Annotated in this window: 15 protein-coding genes; 10 read left to right on the forward strand and 5 right to left on the reverse strand. The window is 62.5% G+C overall.

Annotation, left to right across the window (positions count from 1 at the left end; translation table 11 throughout):
* Positions 1-50: 50 nt before the first annotated feature.
* The 5 genes from ACSQ3L_RS25755 to ACSQ3L_RS25775 all read right to left on the reverse strand — a co-directional run bounded on the left by ACSQ3L_RS25755 (position 51) and on the right by ACSQ3L_RS25775 (position 5314).
* The gene (locus ACSQ3L_RS25755) at positions 51-1145 is read right to left on the reverse strand and encodes an ABC transporter substrate-binding protein (protein ID WP_436162462.1); all 1095 of its coding nucleotides are present in this window, start codon (positions 1143-1145) and stop codon (positions 51-53) included.
* Complete coding sequence (locus tag ACSQ3L_RS25760; protein WP_436162463.1) at positions 1130-1999, reverse strand: ABC transporter permease; 870 nt, start codon at positions 1997-1999, stop codon at positions 1130-1132. Before ACSQ3L_RS25760 ends, ACSQ3L_RS25755 begins: the two co-directional genes overlap by 16 nt.
* Positions 1996-2880 carry an ABC transporter permease gene (locus ACSQ3L_RS25765; protein ID WP_436162464.1) on the reverse strand — a complete coding sequence of 295 codons (885 nt, stop codon included), beginning with the start codon at positions 2878-2880 and terminating at the stop codon, positions 1996-1998. The genes ACSQ3L_RS25760 and ACSQ3L_RS25765 overlap by 4 nt, the downstream gene beginning before the upstream one ends.
* A gap of 101 nt (positions 2881-2981) precedes the next feature.
* Positions 2982-4265: an NAD(P)/FAD-dependent oxidoreductase gene (locus ACSQ3L_RS25770; RefSeq protein ID WP_436162465.1), complete on the reverse strand. Its 1284-nt coding sequence runs from the start codon at positions 4263-4265 to the stop codon at positions 2982-2984.
* 143 nt (positions 4266-4408) lie between these two features.
* The gene (locus ACSQ3L_RS25775) at positions 4409-5314 is read right to left on the reverse strand and encodes an SMP-30/gluconolactonase/LRE family protein (RefSeq protein ID WP_436162466.1); all 906 of its coding nucleotides are present in this window, start codon (positions 5312-5314) and stop codon (positions 4409-4411) included.
* Positions 5315-5414: 100 nt separating this feature from the next.
* On the opposite strand from ACSQ3L_RS25775, the gene ACSQ3L_RS25780 reads away from it, so the two are divergent.
* The 10 genes from ACSQ3L_RS25780 (at position 5415) to ACSQ3L_RS25825 (ending at position 15919) form a co-directional block, all read left to right on the forward strand.
* Positions 5415-6137 carry a FadR/GntR family transcriptional regulator gene (locus tag ACSQ3L_RS25780; RefSeq protein WP_436162467.1) on the forward strand — a complete coding sequence of 241 codons (723 nt, stop codon included), beginning with the start codon at positions 5415-5417 and terminating at the stop codon, positions 6135-6137.
* Complete coding sequence (locus tag ACSQ3L_RS25785; protein WP_436162468.1) at positions 6134-7336, forward strand: mandelate racemase/muconate lactonizing enzyme family protein; 1203 nt, start codon at positions 6134-6136, stop codon at positions 7334-7336. The genes ACSQ3L_RS25780 and ACSQ3L_RS25785 overlap by 4 nt, the downstream gene beginning before the upstream one ends.
* A 25-nt stretch (positions 7337-7361) precedes the next feature.
* Positions 7362-8339 (forward strand): sugar ABC transporter substrate-binding protein, encoded by a 978-nt coding sequence (locus tag ACSQ3L_RS25790; protein WP_109662062.1) that lies wholly within the window; start codon positions 7362-7364, stop codon positions 8337-8339.
* A gap of 76 nt (positions 8340-8415) precedes the next feature.
* Positions 8416-9393, forward strand: coding sequence for an ABC transporter permease (locus ACSQ3L_RS25795; protein ID WP_436162469.1), 978 nt, complete (start codon positions 8416-8418; stop codon positions 9391-9393).
* A 3-nt stretch (positions 9394-9396) separates the two neighbouring features.
* Complete coding sequence (locus ACSQ3L_RS25800; RefSeq protein WP_436162470.1) at positions 9397-10128, forward strand: ATP-binding cassette domain-containing protein; 732 nt, start codon at positions 9397-9399, stop codon at positions 10126-10128.
* A gap of 16 nt (positions 10129-10144) precedes the next feature.
* Entirely contained in the window at positions 10145-10900 is a 756-nt protein-coding gene (locus tag ACSQ3L_RS25805; protein ID WP_436162471.1) for an SDR family oxidoreductase, read from the forward strand.
* A gap of 16 nt (positions 10901-10916) precedes the next feature.
* Positions 10917-11786, forward strand: a complete 870-nt coding sequence (locus ACSQ3L_RS25810) for an aldose 1-epimerase (protein ID WP_436162472.1) — start codon at positions 10917-10919, stop codon at positions 11784-11786.
* Positions 11787-11948: 162 nt separating this feature from the next.
* On the forward strand, positions 11949-13109 hold the full coding sequence (locus ACSQ3L_RS25815) for a fumarylacetoacetate hydrolase family protein (protein ID WP_436162473.1): 1161 nt from the start codon (positions 11949-11951) through the stop codon (positions 13107-13109).
* 252 nt (positions 13110-13361) lie between these two features.
* A complete protein-coding gene (locus ACSQ3L_RS25820) occupies positions 13362-14900 on the forward strand; it encodes a sugar ABC transporter ATP-binding protein (RefSeq protein ID WP_436162474.1) in 1539 nt (512 codons plus the stop codon).
* Positions 14897-15919, forward strand: coding sequence for an ABC transporter permease (locus ACSQ3L_RS25825; protein ID WP_436162475.1), 1023 nt, complete (start codon positions 14897-14899; stop codon positions 15917-15919). The genes ACSQ3L_RS25820 and ACSQ3L_RS25825 overlap by 4 nt, the downstream gene beginning before the upstream one ends.
* Positions 15920-16041: the final 122 nt, after the last annotated feature.

Consider the following 16041-nt stretch of genomic DNA (forward strand, 5'->3'; position numbering starts at 1 on the left):
TTCGCTTACGCGAACCGGCTGCTCACCCCACAAGGGGAGAAGGGGGAGCTTTATCCCCCCGCCTTCACCTTCTCAAACATCTTGGCGAGATCGTCATTCTGTTTCATCGGACCGGTGAAGATGGTGGTCTTCAGCATCACTTCCGGGTCGGACGGCAGTTGTAGTTTCTCCAGCTCCTCCTTCGGAACCGTGGCAAAGGCGGAGCTCAGCGAGCTGCCATAACCATAGGCCTCGATCAGGTATTTGCCCGAGTCGGCGTCCAGCCGGCTGTTGATGAAGTCATAGGCGAGATCGACATTCTTGGCATCCTTGAGCATGACGAAGCCGCAGGCCCAAGTCAGCATGCCCTCTTTCGGCTTCATGAACTCGACCGGCACGCCCTGCTTCTTGAGCGAGGTGGCGGACGCGTTCCAGGTCATGGCGGCGACCAGTTGGCCGCTTGCCAGCGCCTGTTCGACCGAGGTCATGTCGGTGGTGTAGTTGGAGAGCAACGGGCGCTGCTCGCGCAGTTTCTCGGCCACCTTGTCCATTTGCTCCGGCGTCATGTCGAACGGGTTGACGCCGGCCAGAAGCGCGGCAACGATCGGCGTGTCATGCACGGCATCGATGGTCGCCATGCGACCGGCATACTGCTTGTCCCACAAAAGGTTCCAGCTCGCTTCCGGGTTCTTCACCAGATCGGTACGGTAGAGGATCGAGGTGTTGCCCCAGTCCCACGGCACCATCCAGACCTTGCCGTCACCGGCCTGCAGATCGGGCAGGTTCTTGAACACCGGGAAGATCGAATCCCAGTTCTTGATGCGCTTGGTGTCGATCGGCTGCAGCAGGCCTTCCTTGTTCCAGCGCGCCACCTTGTCGTAGCAGGGATGCGCGATATCGGGGCGGAAGCCGGCCTTGACCTTGGTGAAGGCGTCATCGTCGTCACCGAAGATGGAGGCCTCGACGCCATCGGGATGTGCGGCGAGGAAGCTTTTGTTGAAATCGGGAAGTTCGTAGCCCGACCAGGTGAAATATTGCAGCTTGTCGCCGGCGAAAGCGACGGTCGACGACAGCGCCAATGCCAAGGCGGCAAAGCCGGCCCGGGCGGTCTTTCCGGATATCAGGTCGCCAGATTTCAGGTCGCCAGATTTCAGGTGGAATGCCATTGCAGTTCTCCTCTCTTGGTTTGTTTTGGTTGTGATGGATCCGCGGGTCTTGGTGCCGGTGCGGACAGACCGCGATGGCGCAGGATTTCGGCTGCTGCAGCGATGACAAAGGACACCGCCAGGATCGACGTACCCAGCGCCATGACCGTCGGCAGCGACTTTGGAAACCTGAGCTGGCTCCAGATGTAGAGCGGCAGCGTCGGCTCGGTGCCGGCGAGGAAGAAGACGACGATGAATTCGTCGAAGGAGATCAGGAAGGCCAGCATGAAGGCCGAGACGATGGCCGGCAGGCTGAGCGGCAGCATCACCCGCCGGAACGTCGTCCAGTCGGAAGCGCCGAGATCGAGCGCCGCCTCGCGAATGGTTTTCGGGATGGCGGCGAAGCGGCTGCGCATGATCACCACTGTCGTTGGCAGCGCCACCAGTATGTGGCCGAGAACGATGGCGATGCGCGATGGACCGAGACCGATGAGGTTGATGAGGATCAGCAGCGATATGCCGACGATGACGCCCGGGATCAGGATCGGCAGCCGGGCGATGGCGCTGATGGTGGCGGCCAGCGGCGAGCGGCCATAGAGATCCATGTAGGACACGGTGATGCCGCACAGAGTAGCGCAAGTGGCGGCAACGGCACCGATGACGAGGCTGTTCAGGAGCGCATTGGTCAGTGCCGAATTGCCGAACAAAGTCGCGTACCATTGCAAGGTAAAGCCTTGCAGCGGAAACGCTGCCTGGATCGAGTTGTTGAGGGAAAACAGCGGGATCAGCAGCACCGGCAGATAGAGAAAGACCAGATAGGCGATGACATAGACGCCGAGCCAGCGGCCGCCTCCCTGCGTGCGCTCAGCGCTCATGTGCGGCTGCCAAATCTGCGGTCGGCGAAGCGCGCGACCAGCACCACGCAGAGGATGACTAGCATGACGGCGACGGAGAGTGCGGCGCCAAACGGCCAGTCATTGGCCTTGCCGAACTCAGCCTGGATCAGCGTACCGATCATGGTGCTGGCCGGACCGCCGACCAGAGCCGGCGTGACATAGTCGCCGACCGTCGGCACGAAGACGACGAGCGCCGCCGCCAGCACGCCCGGCATCGAATTGGGCAGCACGACACGGCGGAAAGAGGTGAATGGCCGCGCGCCGAGATCGGAAGCGGCCTCGATCAGCGATTTCGGGATCGTGTCCAGCGCCACATAGATCGGCAGGATGGCGAACGGCGCATAGGCGTGCGCCAGCGTGACAACGACAGCGGCCGGCGTGTTGAGAAAGGCCAATGTCGGCTCGGACCAGATGCCGCTTTCGATCAGCGCCGAGTTCAGCACGCCATTATAGGCGAGCACGATCTTCCAGGCGAAGACGCGCAGGAGATAGCTGGTCCAGAACGGCAGCGTCACCAGGAACAGCAGCAGGCCGCGCCGCCGGCCGGCGTGGAAGGCAAGGTAGTAGGCGACGGGATAGGCGGTGACGACGGTCGCCAGCGTGACCAAAGCGGCGATGATCAGCGAGCGTAGCGTCACGGTCCAGTACAGCGGATCGGACACTACAGTGACAAAATTCGCCACCGTGAAACCTGCGCCGAGCAGCGATCCGTCATTGCCGCGGAAGGCGAGGAAAAGCACCAGGCCAAGCGCAAACAGGATCAGCAGCAAGGTGACCAGCGCGCCCGGCAGCAACATGGCGACCCGGAAGCCCTGAGAAGACCGGGCCTCTGGTGCTGGTGCTGCAACTGTGGTCGACATCGACCTGCCCAAGGAAATTTGAAATTAGCCTAGAATTTTTCATATTCATGAAACTGTCAAGCGGAATCCCAAACGGAATCACACTGATAGGAATTGCCTTGTCAGCGCTCCAGCGCATCGAGCAGGCGATACCAGGCAATGGTCGCCGCGACGCCGACCTGGCGGAAGGCATGGAACGGGATCGGCCGGATCGGCGAGACCGGGAAGGGCAATTGCCTAGCGTCGCCACCTTGGAGATAACCAGCAACGCGCTCGCCAAGCGCGGTCATCAGGCCGACACCGCGGCCCTGGCAGCCCACCACGGCCAGCAGGCCCCGCTCCGGCTCGTGAATGTGCGGCCGGTGGTCCGGCGTCATCGCCACCCGGCCGAACCAGCGCTTCTCGATGGCGACACCGGACAGCAAGGGATAGAGCCGTACCAGCGCACGCTCGAGATGCGCCCAGTCACCGGCACTGGTCGGCAGCGCCATGCGGCCACGGCCGCCAAGCACCAGTCGGCCATCGGCGCTCTTGCGGTAGTAGACGAGGATGCGCCTGGAGTCCGACACCGCCTGCCCTTCCGGCAGGATCGTGGCCGCCAGATTGGCGGACAGCGGCGCCGTGGCGATCTGAAAGGAATGCAGCGGCACGATCGTCTGGGCAAGGCCGGGGATCAGACCGTCCGTATAGGCGTTTGTCGCCAGCACGACCGCTTTCGCCTGCAATTCCGGGCCATTTTCAGTCGAAATACGCCACACACCGGCGGCCTTGGTGAGCCGCACGGCCTTTTGACGCTCGGCTATTCGCACTCCAGCCGCTGCCGCGACACGGGCGAGTTCCGACGTATAGGCGAGCGGATCGATCACACCGGCGCGGCGATCGAGCCAGCCGCCGAGATAGCCCTGTGCGCCGGTCATCGCAGCGATCTCCGCCGCATCGAGCAACCGGACATCGGCGCCACGCGCGCGCCATTGCCGGTCACGGTTTGCCGCCGCCTTCAGCGCGACCTCGGTGTGCGCCGCCTGGATCCAGCCATTGCGCACGAACGGCACCGCGAGCTTCTCGTCGCGAATCAGTTCGAAGACCGCATCGGCGGTCGAAGCCGCGAAATTGACGAGCGCCTCGCCGCGCTCCGGGCCAAAATGCTCCAGCAGCCATTCCGGATCGTATTTCAGGCCGGGAATGACTTGGCCGCCATTGAGGCCCGATGCGCCTTGGCCGATCTCGCCGGCCTCCAGCACCTGCACCGACATGCCAAGCCTGGCAGCATGCAATGCGGTCGACAGACCCATGATGCCGCCGCCGACAATGACGACATCGGCCTTTTCGCCACCGGGAAAAAGCGACTGAAACCTGGAAGCCGGCTGCGGCTTGCGCCAGATCGGATCGGAGAATGGTGCGGGCAAGGGTCACCTGGGATTCATTGTAAAATGAAAATCCTAGATGTGATTTCATTATTTTGAAAGCGGGTTTTGATCCGGCGCTTCGCAGATCGAGCCTGAGGGAGTTCCAGGCACTGCGGGTAGTATCGGATGAAACAACGCACCTCTCATCCGAACCGGTTGGTCGGCGTGCCTCGAACGCCTGTCCGTACCGCGAACAACCCGCCCTCTTGGGGATTTGCCTGCAAGTGTTCCCTGCTCATGGTAAATCGCGCCGACGTGACGAAGAGAGTATTGAAATTCTCGCCGCCAAAAGCGCAACTCGTAGGCCAGCTGCAGGGCAGGTCCACCACTTTGTCGAGAACCCCATTGGGAGAAATGCGCACGAGGCAGCCGCCGCCCGCAACGCGGCAATTCCAGACATAGCCCTGCGCATCCATGCACGACCCATCCGGCAGACCGCGCGGAAAGCCCGAGAAGAAAAGGCGCCTGTCGGTTATTCGCGATCGCACCCTGTCCCAGCGATAGCGGAACATCCGGTTCTTCGTCGTGTCCGCCGTGATGAAAGTATCATCCGCCGTCCAGATCATTGTGTTGGTGATGCCGAAACGATCGGCGCTGAGCGCGTCCACAATGCCGGTCGTGTCGACGCGATAGATCCGCCCCGCATCTCGCGAAATATCGCGCGGAAGGTCATCCGGGCCGATATTGTTTTCCATGGTTCCAACCCACAATGAGCCGTCTGGGGCGACCACGCCCTCATTCAACCGAGTGTCCGGGCTATCCGGTTCGATCGTCGCGATTGTCCTGAAGGTTTCCCCGAAATCCCACAGCGCCACATCCTTTCGCAGCCCGACGATTGCGCCACCGTTCCTGCACAGGCCGATCGAGGTTGCGAGGTCCGGTGCCTGCCAGCTCTGGTGATCGAGAGTGTCCGGATCGAGCTGGTGGATGCGCCGCCCGATAATATCCACCCAGATCAATGTTTTCCTGTTTTCGTCCCAGATCAGGCTCTCCCCGACGACATCCCGGGCACCGAAAACGAGAACTGCCTGCATCTCTCCGCTATCCATGCATTCCCTCATTTGGCGCGCTGGTTGACGTCCCTTGACAGACAGCATTTCACAAAGATATAGGCATTTCAAGAAAACATGTCATACAGGTTGAGGGCAAATGGTGGCCAATCGCAGCGTGATGCCGGAAGAGACCAATCCCGGGCTGGTCAGCGCCGCTATTCAGGCCATCACCCAATACATCCGCGTCGAGGGACTCGGCCCCGGCGACCTCTTGCCCAGCGAAGCCGATATGACCCGCAGGCTCAGCGTCTCGCGGACAGTGGTGCGGGAGGCCTTTCGATCGCTGTCGGCGATGCGCCTGATCGACATGAGCGCCGGCCGGCGCGCCAGCGTCGCCAAGCTCGACATCGGTGCCATGTCGATGGTGATCGAGCACGGCGTCACCACCGAACAGATCAGCGTCCACCAGGTTTATGATGTTCGCCGTACCATCGAAATGCGCACGGTGGCGCTCGCCGCACTTCGGCGGAGCGATGCCGAGGCGGCTGAAATCCAAGAATACGCGCGACTGATGCGCGAGAACTATCATGCGCCCCAGATGGTCATGGAGCACGACATCGCATTCCATGAGGCGATCGCGCGGGCCTCTCACAACCCGGTGTTCTCGTTGATCATCACCGCCTTCGGCGGCGTCACGCGGCGCACCTGGGTGATCGGCTGGCGTACACGCGCCTCCGTGGAAGATCAGATCAAGATGATCGAGGGTCACGCAGATATTGCCCGGGCGATCGTGGCGGGAAATCCGCAACTCGCCGCCGAACACATGGCCGCGCATTTCGACAAAAGCGTCAAGGCGCTGACCGATGCGGGGATCGCATGAAAATCCGCGCGATCGAGACCATTCGCATCGAAGAGCGGCCCAATCTGCTCTGGGTCGAGGTGCATACAGACGAAGGCATCACCGGCCTTGGCGAAACGTTCTTCATGGCGCGCACGGTCGCGGAATACCTGCACGAATATGTTGCGCCACGCGTCATCGGCCGCGATCCCCTGCAGATCGATCTGCTTTCCGCGGATCTGGTTGGCTATCTCGGTTTCCGCTCGAGCGGCGTCGAGGTTCGAGGCAATTCCGCCTTCGACATCGCGCTCTGGGATATTTTCGGCAAGGCGACAGGTCAGCCGATCGCGCAGCTTCTCGGGGGCTTTTCGCGGCAGTCCATCCGCACCTACAACACCTGCGCCGGCACCGAATACATCAAGGACGGCAAGGGACAGACCACCGCAAACTATGGTCTCGGCACGAAGCAGGGCTACGACGATCTGAACGGGTTTCTCCACCGTGCCGACGAATTGGCGGCGGAGCTCCTTGAAGACGGTATCACGGCCATGAAGATCTGGCCCTTCGACCATGCCGCTGAGAAGAGCCGGGGGCACGATATTTCCGCCGCCGATCTCAGAGCGGCGCTGCAGCCTTTCGAGAAGATCCGCAAAGCTGTCGGCGACAAGATAGACATCATGGTCGAGTTCCATTCGATGTGGCAGCTCCTGCCGGCGATCAAGATCGCCAAAGCGCTCGGACCTTACGGCACATACTGGCACGAGGACCCGATCCGCATGGACAGTCTCGGCGATCTCAAGCGCTATGAGGCCGCGAGCCCGGCGCCGATCTCTGCGTCAGAAACCTTGGGCAGTCGCTGGGCATTCCGGGATCTGCTGGAGACCGGCGCCGCCGGCATCGTGATGCTGGACATCTCCTGGTGCGGCGGACTTTCGGAAGCACGCAAGATCGCCGCGATGGCGGAGGCCTGGCACCTGCCAGTCGCCCCGCACGACTGCACCGGGCCTGTGGTTCTGGCGGCGTCCACGCATTTGTCTCTCAACGCGCCCAACGCACTCGTACAGGAGAGTGTGAGGGCATTCTACCGGACCTGGTATCGCGACCTTGTGACCGCGCTGCCGGAAGTCAAGGACGGCATGATCACCGTGCCGCCCGGCCCGGGCCTCGGACTGGAGCTCAATCCCGACCTCGGCCGGGCCTACACCGTCCATCGCCGCGTCTCCGACAAGGCGGACATCTGAAGTACACTCAACGGGAGGAATAGTAATGAAACGACTGACTGCAACGCTTTTGCTGGCCACGACGCTGTTCGCCGGGCCTTCCATCGCCAGCGCCGACGGGCTCAACATCGTCTTTACGCACCATTCGTCGGCCTCGAACACCTTCTGGCAGGCGGTGAAGAAGGGCTATGACGATGCCTGCGGCAAGGTCGAAGCCAAGTGCAACATGATCTTCACCCAGACCGAGGGTTCGGTCGAGCAGCAACTCGCCAACATGCGCGCGGCACTTGCCGCCAAGCCGGATGCCTTGCTGACCTCGATCGTCGACAACAAGGCGTTCGACGACGTCATCAAGGAAGCGCGCGACGCCGGCGTCCTGGTGATTGCGGTCAATGTCGATGACACCGAAGGCGCCAAGGGCAACGCCCGGCAGGCCTTTATAGGGCAAGGTTTCAAGCCGGCGGGCTATTCGCTCGGCAAGGCGATTTCCGAGAGCTTCCCGAAAGAAGGGCCAATCAAGGTTCTGGTCGGCATTTCGGCACCAGGCCAGAACTGGTCGGAGAGCCGCGGCGCAGGCGTGATGCAGTTCCTCGAAGAGTACAAGGCGGCCCATCCCGACCGCCAGGTCTCATGGGAGCGGATCGACAGCGGGACGGACCTTGCGGTCACGTCCGATCGTGTCGGCGCCTATCTCAACGCGCATCCCGACACCACCGCCTATTTCGACACCGGCTTCTGGTGCGCGGGCGTTGCGCGGTCCTTGCAGGATCGCGGTGTCGCTCCCGGCAAGGTCCTGCTTGGCGGCTTCGATCTGGTGCCGGAAGTTCTGCAGCAAATGCAGAAGGGCTATGTGCAGGCCCTGGTGGACCAGCAGCCCTACATGCAAGGCTTTATGCCAGTGATGGAAGCCTACCTGAACAAGAAGGTAGGTCTGGCACCCTCCGACATCGATACGGGCCAGGGTATCGTACGCCCGGACCAGGCCGACGCGATCATGGCGCTTTCCGCGCAAGGTCTTCGTTAGGCCCCGCACGCCATGTGTTCACCCGGCGGTGCCCGCGCCGCCGGGTGGTCCCCCGCCTCAATTCCTGGAGCCTGCCTTGAAACGCCTCTTCAAGACCTATCTGGAAAAACCGGAACTGGCTGGACTGATCCTGCTGGTGCTTCTGGTGGTGATTTTCGAGATCCGATCGGACGGCGTGTTCCTCAACCAGGACAACCTTCGTGGCATGCTCGGCATTCTGCCGGAAACGGGCCTCGTCGCCATCGGCGTCACGATCTTGATGATCAGCGGCGAGTTCGACCTGTCGGTTGGATCGGTGTTTGCGCTGATGCCGATGTCCATGGCCGTCCTCATGGTCGAGGGTGTGCCTTTCCCACTCGCTTTGCTGGCCGGCCTTGGCGTTTGCGCGGTCATTGGCTTCATCAACGGCTATGTGACGATCAGGTTCGAGATCCCGAGCTTCATCACCACGCTTGGCATGCTGTTCATCGCCCGGTCGCTGACGATCGTCGTCTCGGGCGGGTTTCCACCCCTGCTTCCCGCTGATCTGCCGAACTGGCTGTTCACGTCGTTTGTCGGTCCCGGCCACATGTTCCGCATGTCGTTCCTGTGGTTTGTCGGAATTGCCGTGCTGACGTCGCTGATGCTTTCCCGAACCAATTTCGGCAATTGGATAAAGGCCACCGGCGGCTTCCATCCCGCTGCCGCCTCGATGGGCATCCCGACCGCAAGGGTGAAACTCGCATGTTTCATGCTTTGCTCGATGCTGTCCGGTTTCGCCGGCATGTTGCAGGTGCTGAGACTGGGCTCTCCCCTGCCTTCCATCGGCGAGGGTCTGGAACTCCAGGCAGTCGCCTCAGCGGTCATCGGCGGCGCTTCGCTGGCAGGCGGCATCGGTACGGTCGCAGGCGGTATCATCGGCACGATCCTGATCCGCATTATCGACAATGGGCTTGTGCTCTCGCAAGTCGATGCGAACTGGTTCAAGTTCGCGATCGGCTTCCTGACCATCTTCGCCGTCGTCGCCAATGCCTGGATGCGCAAGCGCGCCAAGGCGATCAAGATGGAGAATTGAGATATGGACGACGCGATCATCTCCGTCCGCAATCTTCACAAATGGTACTCGGGCGTGCATGCGCTGAAGGGCGTGAGCCTCGACTTCAAACGGGGCGAGGCGCTCGGGCTGATAGGCGACAATGGCGCCGGCAAGTCGACGCTGATCAACATTCTATCCGGCGTCCAAACAGCCGATGAGGGCGAAATCCTGGTCGACGGCAAGCCGGTGCGGATCGCCAGGCCGCGCGATGCGATGAACCTCGGTATCGAGACCATCTACCAATACAATTCCATGGTTCCCACCATGTCGATTGCCAGGAACCTGTTTATCGGGCGGGAACCGACGCGGTTTTCCGTGTTCGGCGTGGGCATCCTCGACCAAAAGAAGATGGGCAGCGAAAGCATCAAGGCGATCGCCAATGTCGATCTGCATCTGCGCTCGCCCGACGCGCTGGTCGGCGAACTGTCAGGGGGCCAGCGGCAGGGCGTCGCCATCGCGCGCGCCATGCACTTCAAGTCGAAGGTGATGATTCTCGATGAGCCGACCAACCATCTGTCGGTCAAGGAAACGCATAAGGTGATCGGCTTTGTTCGGGGCTTGAAGGAGCAAGGTGTCACCGGCGTCTTCATCAGCCACAACATGCATCACGTCTTTGATTGCTGTGATCGCGTGGTCGCGATGGCGCGCGGCGAGATTGTGCTCGACAAGCGCATCGAGGAAACCTCCATCGACGAAGTCCATAACGTGCTTTGAGAAGCGGGGAATGGTGATGACGAACCTTTCCGGCAAAGTTGCGCTCCTGACCGGCGGTCTGGGTTCGCTCGGTCGTGCCCAGGCTGCCGCACTTGCGCGCGCCGGCGCTCGCGTGCTTCTGCTTGACCGCCCCGAGACTGTCGAAGGACCTGGGATCGCCGCTGAATTGGCGTCGGCAAGCAAGGGTGCGATCGTCTATATCGGCTGCGACCTGAACCAGTTGGCCGAAGCCGAAGCGGTGGTCAGGGCGCTCGCCGACGAAGAAGGCGCGATCGACATTTTGATCAACAACGCGGCGCTTATCATCAACCGTCCGTTCGAAGACTTTTCACTCACCGAATATGAGGACCAGATCCGCGTGAATTCCTCGGCTGCCTTCGCGCTGGCGCGCGCCTGCGCTCCTGGTATGAAGAAGAAGGGCCAGGGGAGGATCGTCAATTTCTGTTCGGTGACGCTGAACGGCCGTTGGGAGGGTTACGTGCCCTATGTAGCCTCGAAGGGCGCCATGCTGGGTCTCACGAAGTCGCTGGCGCGGGAATTGGGACCGCACGGCATTACCGTGAACGCAGTATCGCCGGGCGCTGTCGTTTCCGAGGCGGAGGAGCGCGTTTTCGGCGAACGGCTCCAGGAATACAACGACTGGATTCTGACCAACCAGAGCTTGAAGCGTCGCATCGAGCCGCGGCATGTCGCCGATCTCGTGCTGTTCCTTGTCTCCCCGGCCTCGGACATGATCAGCGGCCAGAATATCAGCGTCGATGGTGGCTGGTAGAAGTGGCTTTCCGTCGATGACAAACAGTGATGCGGTCCAGCTTGCCGACGGACGCGCAAGCCTGGTGGTGAGCCCTCGCCAGGGCGCCGCCATCCTGCGCTACGACGCGCTGCGCCCCGGCCGGGTGCCCACGCCCGTCATCAAACCATCGACGGGTCTGATGAAGTTCGGGTCTCAACTGCTGGTACCATGGTCGAACCGTATTTCCGGCGGGGGCTTCGAGTTCGAAGGGCGCTACCATGCGATCGAACCCAATGTCGAAGGCGAGCCGTTCCCGCTCCATGGCGACGGTTTTCAAAGGCCGTGGCGGCTGACACGACGAACCGGCACTGAAATGGAGCTGGTTTTGGAAAACGGTGCAATCGGACCCTATCGCTACCATGCAAGTGTCCGCTACGCACTGGAGGATGGCGCACTGGCCGTGGTCCTGACCGTCGAGAACCGGGCCACCATACGCCTGCCCTACGGGCTCGGCTTCCATCCGTGGTTTCCGCGCAGTCCGCACACCTCGCTCCAAGCATCGGCGACAAGGGTCTGGCTGGAGGACGAACGCCACCTGCCGACGGCGGTTGTGCCGCTTGCCTCCCGCCCGGAGTGGTATTTCTCGCAAGCCGCGCCCCTTCCCGACACCTGGGTCAACAACGCGTTCGAAGGCTGGGACGGCCGTGCCTCGATCGCCCAGCCGGATGACGCCATCCTGGTCACGGTCGAGGCATCGTCGACGCTGAACGTCTTCGTTCTCTATTCGCCGGCACGAGATGCCGATTTCTTCTGTTTCGAACCGGTTTCACATGTCGTGGACGCCCATCACGGCAGCGGCCTGACCGCGCTGGACCAAGGCAGATCGACAAGCGCGCATTTGCGCCTACGCTGGGATGGACTGTAGCCCCGAATCGAGAGTTTGCGAGGCGGTGTTCTTCGGCGCGGGGACATGGCCGACATGGGTCTTTCCGTTGGGCGTCTGCCGCTCTGCCACACGCCGACTTGAAGAAGAGACCACGGCACTCCACAATGTTGAAACATCCCTCCCTGTGACGAGAGAAGAGTAGTGACGAACATGACCGTTCTGCCTGACGACGATGGTGTCTTTCTCGGCCGCGCCCGATCATCGGCCGCGCCCCATCCCCTGGTGGTCACGGTCCGCGACGGCACGGTTTTCGACATCACGTCGCGTGCGGCACCGACTGTGCGTGACATCTGCGAGATGCCGGATCCTGCCGGCCATGTGCTATCGGCCAAGGGCAGACCGATCGGATCGCTCGATGACATCGCCGCCAACAGTTTTGAGACCAGGCGCGATCCGGCAAAGCCGTATCTGCTCTCCCCGGTCGACCTGCAGGCGGTCAAGGCGTCGGGCGTCACCTTCGTCGTCAGCCTGCTGGAACGGGTGATCGAGGAACAGGCGCGCGGTTCGGCTGAAAAAGCCGACGCCATTCGCGCCGACATTGCCGGGCTGATCGGCCACGATCTGTCGAAGCTGAAGCCCGGTTCGCCCGAGGCGATGGAGATCAAGGCCAAGCTGATTTCGCGTGGCGCCTGGTCACAATATCTGGAAGTGGGCATCGGCCCCGATGCCGAGATCTTCACCAAATGCCAGCCGATGGCCTCGGTCGGCTTCGGCGCCGATGTCGGCCTGCACCCGGTATCGACCTGGAACAATCCGGAGCCCGAGATCGCCATGATCGCCGCCTCAAGCGGCAGGATCGTCGGCGCCACAATCGGCAATGACGTCAATCTGCGCGATGTCGAAGGGCGTTCGGCGCTGCTGCTCGGCAAGGCGAAGGACAACAATGCCTCGGCCTCCCTCGGTCCCTTCATCCGGCTTTTCGACGACACGTTCTCGATCGATGACGTCAAGCGGGCCGTCGTGCGCCTGAAGGTCGAGGGCGAAGACGGGTTCTCGCTGGAGGGCGCAAGCTCGATGGCCGAGATCAGCCGCTCGCCGGAGGAGCTGGTCGCCGCTGCCATGGGTCCGCACCACCAGTATCCGGACGGGCTGGCGCTCTATCTCGGCACCATGTTCGTTCCGTCCAAGGATCGCGGCGAGAAGGGCAAGGGATTTACCCACAAGGTCGGCGATATCGTCACCATCTCGTCGGAGAAATTCGGCGCGCTGGTCAACCGGGTGCGGCTGTCGCCGGACTGCCCGCACTGGACCTACGGCGCCAGCCATCTGATGAGGGAGCTGGCCAAGGCCGATCTGATCTAGGGTTTGCCGATATTCAGGTGATGCCGGTCTGCGAATAGCAGTTTCCTGCGCTTCCGGTACTCGCGTACCCGAACGTACGCTCCGTTCCGGTTCTCGGAACCCACTATTCTCGACTCGGCCTGACCTGAATCTCAACAAACCCTATCCGCCCTCGCCTCGAAGGGATCGCCATCAACACAATTTTATGCGGAAGCTGGGTGACTGCGGACGCAATCCACTCCAAGATCGTGGCGCGGTCGGGGGGCCGTCCGCATGTCCGATTCGCCGATACTGTTCTTGCGCAATGTTGCCAGACGCTTTGGCGGCACGGTCGTGCTCGAAGATATGAACCTTGTGGTCGAGCGCGGCTCGATCCACGCGGTGGTTGGCGAAAGCGGCGCCGGCAAATCGACGCTGATAAAGGTGCTGGCGGGCATCGTCCGGCCGGACAGCGGCACGATCGAGTTTGACGGCAAGAAGGCAACGATCGACAGCCCCAATGCGGCGCGAAAGCTAGGCATCGGCGTCGTCCTGCAGCAGGCCGGGCTGTTTGCGGAGCGCCCGGTGCTGGCAAATCTGTTCGTCAACCGCGAACCGCTGCACAACGGGCTGATCTCGCGGCGCGAAATGGAGGCGCGCAGCCGTGACCTGCTTCGCCAGCTTGGCCTCTCCGTCGATGTCCGCGCCCCGCTCCGCGATCTCGGGCCAGGTGAGCGGCAACTCATTGCGATCGCCCGCGCGCTTCTGGAAAACCCGAAACTGCTGATCCTCGACGACCCTCATTCGGCGCTCGACCGGCGTGAGACAGATCGGCTGTTCGCCGTGCTGCGGGGGCTGAAAGCCAAGGGCATGAGCATGCTCTACGCATCGAACCGGCTCGAGGATGCGCTGGCCATTGCCGACCAGTTGACGGTCATCCGCAACGGCCGCGACGTGCTGTCAAAGGCGCGGCACGAGCTGACGACGTCGGAGGAAGCGATGATCGGCCAGTTGCGCCAGTCGCTGTTTCCGCTACCGCTCAGAGCCATGCCGACGCTTGCCGGCACGCTGCGGTCGCAGCTCGCGGTTTCCGGGCTCGGCGGCGGCAGGTTGTCGGATGTCAGCTTCACGGCCCGCGCGGGCGAGATCGTCGGCCTTGCCGGGCTCGCCGGCTCCGGCGTGTCGGACCTGCTTGCCCTCTTGTTCGGAGCGCAAAAGGCGCGCGCGGGCAGAGTGCGCTTCCCGGACGGCGACGGGTTGCCGAAGACCCGCACCGAAGCGGCACGGCGCAACATCTGCATGATTTCAGGCGAGCGCGGCAACGGACTGATGCAAGACAAGTCCATCGCCTTCAACCTGGCGAACGTTGTCGTCGGCGCACGCGACTGGGGCTCGCGCTGGTATTCTCCCAGGACAGCGCTCGAGCGCGCCGCACGGCAGATCGAGGCGCTGCGCATCAGGTCAACTCCCGAGATGCCGGCGGGCTCGCTATCGGCCGCCGGCCAGCAAAAGGTGATCATCGCCAAATGGCTGGAAATCGGCCCGCAAGTGGTGCTGCTCGATGAGCCGGCGCGCGGCATCGATATCGGCAGCAAGCAGGAGATCTACGCCTTGATCCGGCAGATGGCGGCCAGCGGCTGCATCGTGCTGCTGCATTCGAGGGAACTGTCCGAGCTGACCGGCTTGAGCGATCGCATCCTTGCCTTCCACCAGGGCCGGCTCGCGGGCGAGATCGCCGGCGCCGATATGGATGGCGGCAGGCTGCTGCAGCTGATCGCGGCGGACGAGACGGTGAGCGAAGGCCAACAGACCAGTCGCGAGGGCGTTGTATGACCAGAACCGATACCGCACCGCCTTTGGCCGGATCTACGAACCGTAATCCGGGGCGCGGCATTCGGCTGCCGGCCGAGACCGGTGCCGTTGTCGCGTTCGTCGCCCTGGTTGCGCTGCTCGGCTGGCTGCAGCCATCCTTCTTCGATCTGGCCAATCTGTCGTCGCTGCTGGGGCAAGCCGCCCTGCCCGGCCTGCTGGCGATCGGCATGGTGTTCGTGCTCGCCACGCGCGAGATCGACCTGTCGGCCGGTGCGGTGTTCCATCTCGCGGCAACCTTCACGGCGCTGCTCATGGTTGCCGGAATAAACCCATGGCTCGCCGCCCTGGCGGGTGTCGCGGCCGGCGCCGGGCTCGGCCTGATCAACGGCCTTCTGGTGATCGCGCTGCGGCTGCCGGCTCTGCTGGTGACGCTCGGCACATGGTGGATGATCCAGGGCCTGTCGCTGGTCGTCGGCAAGGGAGAGACAATCGCGCCGGGTGCGGATGGGAGTGTCTTCGCGGGCAACGCGTTCGTCATTGTGCCGGTGACAAGCATCGTCTTTGTCGTGCTGGCGGTGGCGATGCATGTCGTGCTCCATCGCACCCGCTTCGGTTACCGGGTCCAGGCCGTGGGCAGCAATCCGCAGGCTGCCGCCTATGCCGGCATTCCTACAGGCAAGGTCAAGCTGCTGACACTGGTTCTGATGGGTGCCATGGCCGGGCTTGCCGGCGTGATCCATGTCGGCGCGCAGGGCGCCATTGCCCCCGGTGACGGCGGCACTTTCGCGCTGCTGGCGATCGCGGCGGCCATCATTGGCGGCACATCGCTTTCGGGTGGCAACGGCAGCGTCATCGGTGCCGCGATCGGCATGCTGGTTCTGCAGACAATACTGAGCGCCATGACCTTGCTTGGCGTGGACGCCATCTGGGCCGGCTTCACCACCGGTGCTCTGGTCGTGCTTGCCCTCGCGGTCGATCGGATGATCAGGCTGTGGCGTAACCGGCGCGCCGACCGTGATGAGGACTATCCGCTCAGCTAGGCTCGACACCAATTATCCGACAGTCGGAAAATCACCTCAACTGATGCAATCTGATGGGACCGTTGATGGCGCCTCGTCAGACGCCAACTACATCTGCAGATGGAGGCTTGCCATCCGTCGAA

It is taken from the genome of Mesorhizobium sp. LjRoot246 (genome assembly GCF_964254115.1).
Taxonomy (GTDB): domain Bacteria; phylum Pseudomonadota; class Alphaproteobacteria; order Rhizobiales; family Rhizobiaceae; genus Mesorhizobium.

Bases quoted from the DNA above. Each gene is read 5' to 3' on its own strand.
- ACSQ3L_RS25755 (WP_436162462.1), bottom strand. From the start codon at position 1,145: ATGGCATTCCACCTGAAATCTGGCGACCTGAAATCTGGCGACCTGATA.
- ACSQ3L_RS25760 (WP_436162463.1), bottom strand. From the start codon at position 1,999: ATGAGCGCTGAGCGCACGCAGGGAGGCGGCCGCTGGCTCGGCGTCTAT.
- ACSQ3L_RS25765 (WP_436162464.1), bottom strand. From the start codon at position 2,880: ATGTCGACCACAGTTGCAGCACCAGCACCAGAGGCCCGGTCTTCTCAG.
- ACSQ3L_RS25775 (WP_436162466.1), bottom strand. From the start codon at position 5,314: ATGGATAGCGGAGAGATGCAGGCAGTTCTCGTTTTCGGTGCCCGGGAT.
- ACSQ3L_RS25780 (WP_436162467.1), top strand. From the start codon at position 5,415: ATGGTGGCCAATCGCAGCGTGATGCCGGAAGAGACCAATCCCGGGCTG.
- ACSQ3L_RS25785 (WP_436162468.1), top strand. From the start codon at position 6,134: ATGAAAATCCGCGCGATCGAGACCATTCGCATCGAAGAGCGGCCCAAT.
- ACSQ3L_RS25790 (WP_109662062.1), top strand. From the start codon at position 7,362: ATGAAACGACTGACTGCAACGCTTTTGCTGGCCACGACGCTGTTCGCC.
- ACSQ3L_RS25800 (WP_436162470.1), top strand. From the start codon at position 9,397: ATGGACGACGCGATCATCTCCGTCCGCAATCTTCACAAATGGTACTCG.
- ACSQ3L_RS25805 (WP_436162471.1), top strand. From the start codon at position 10,145: ATGACGAACCTTTCCGGCAAAGTTGCGCTCCTGACCGGCGGTCTGGGT.
- ACSQ3L_RS25810 (WP_436162472.1), top strand. From the start codon at position 10,917: ATGACAAACAGTGATGCGGTCCAGCTTGCCGACGGACGCGCAAGCCTG.
- ACSQ3L_RS25820 (WP_436162474.1), top strand. From the start codon at position 13,362: ATGTCCGATTCGCCGATACTGTTCTTGCGCAATGTTGCCAGACGCTTT.
- ACSQ3L_RS25825 (WP_436162475.1), top strand. From the start codon at position 14,897: ATGACCAGAACCGATACCGCACCGCCTTTGGCCGGATCTACGAACCGT.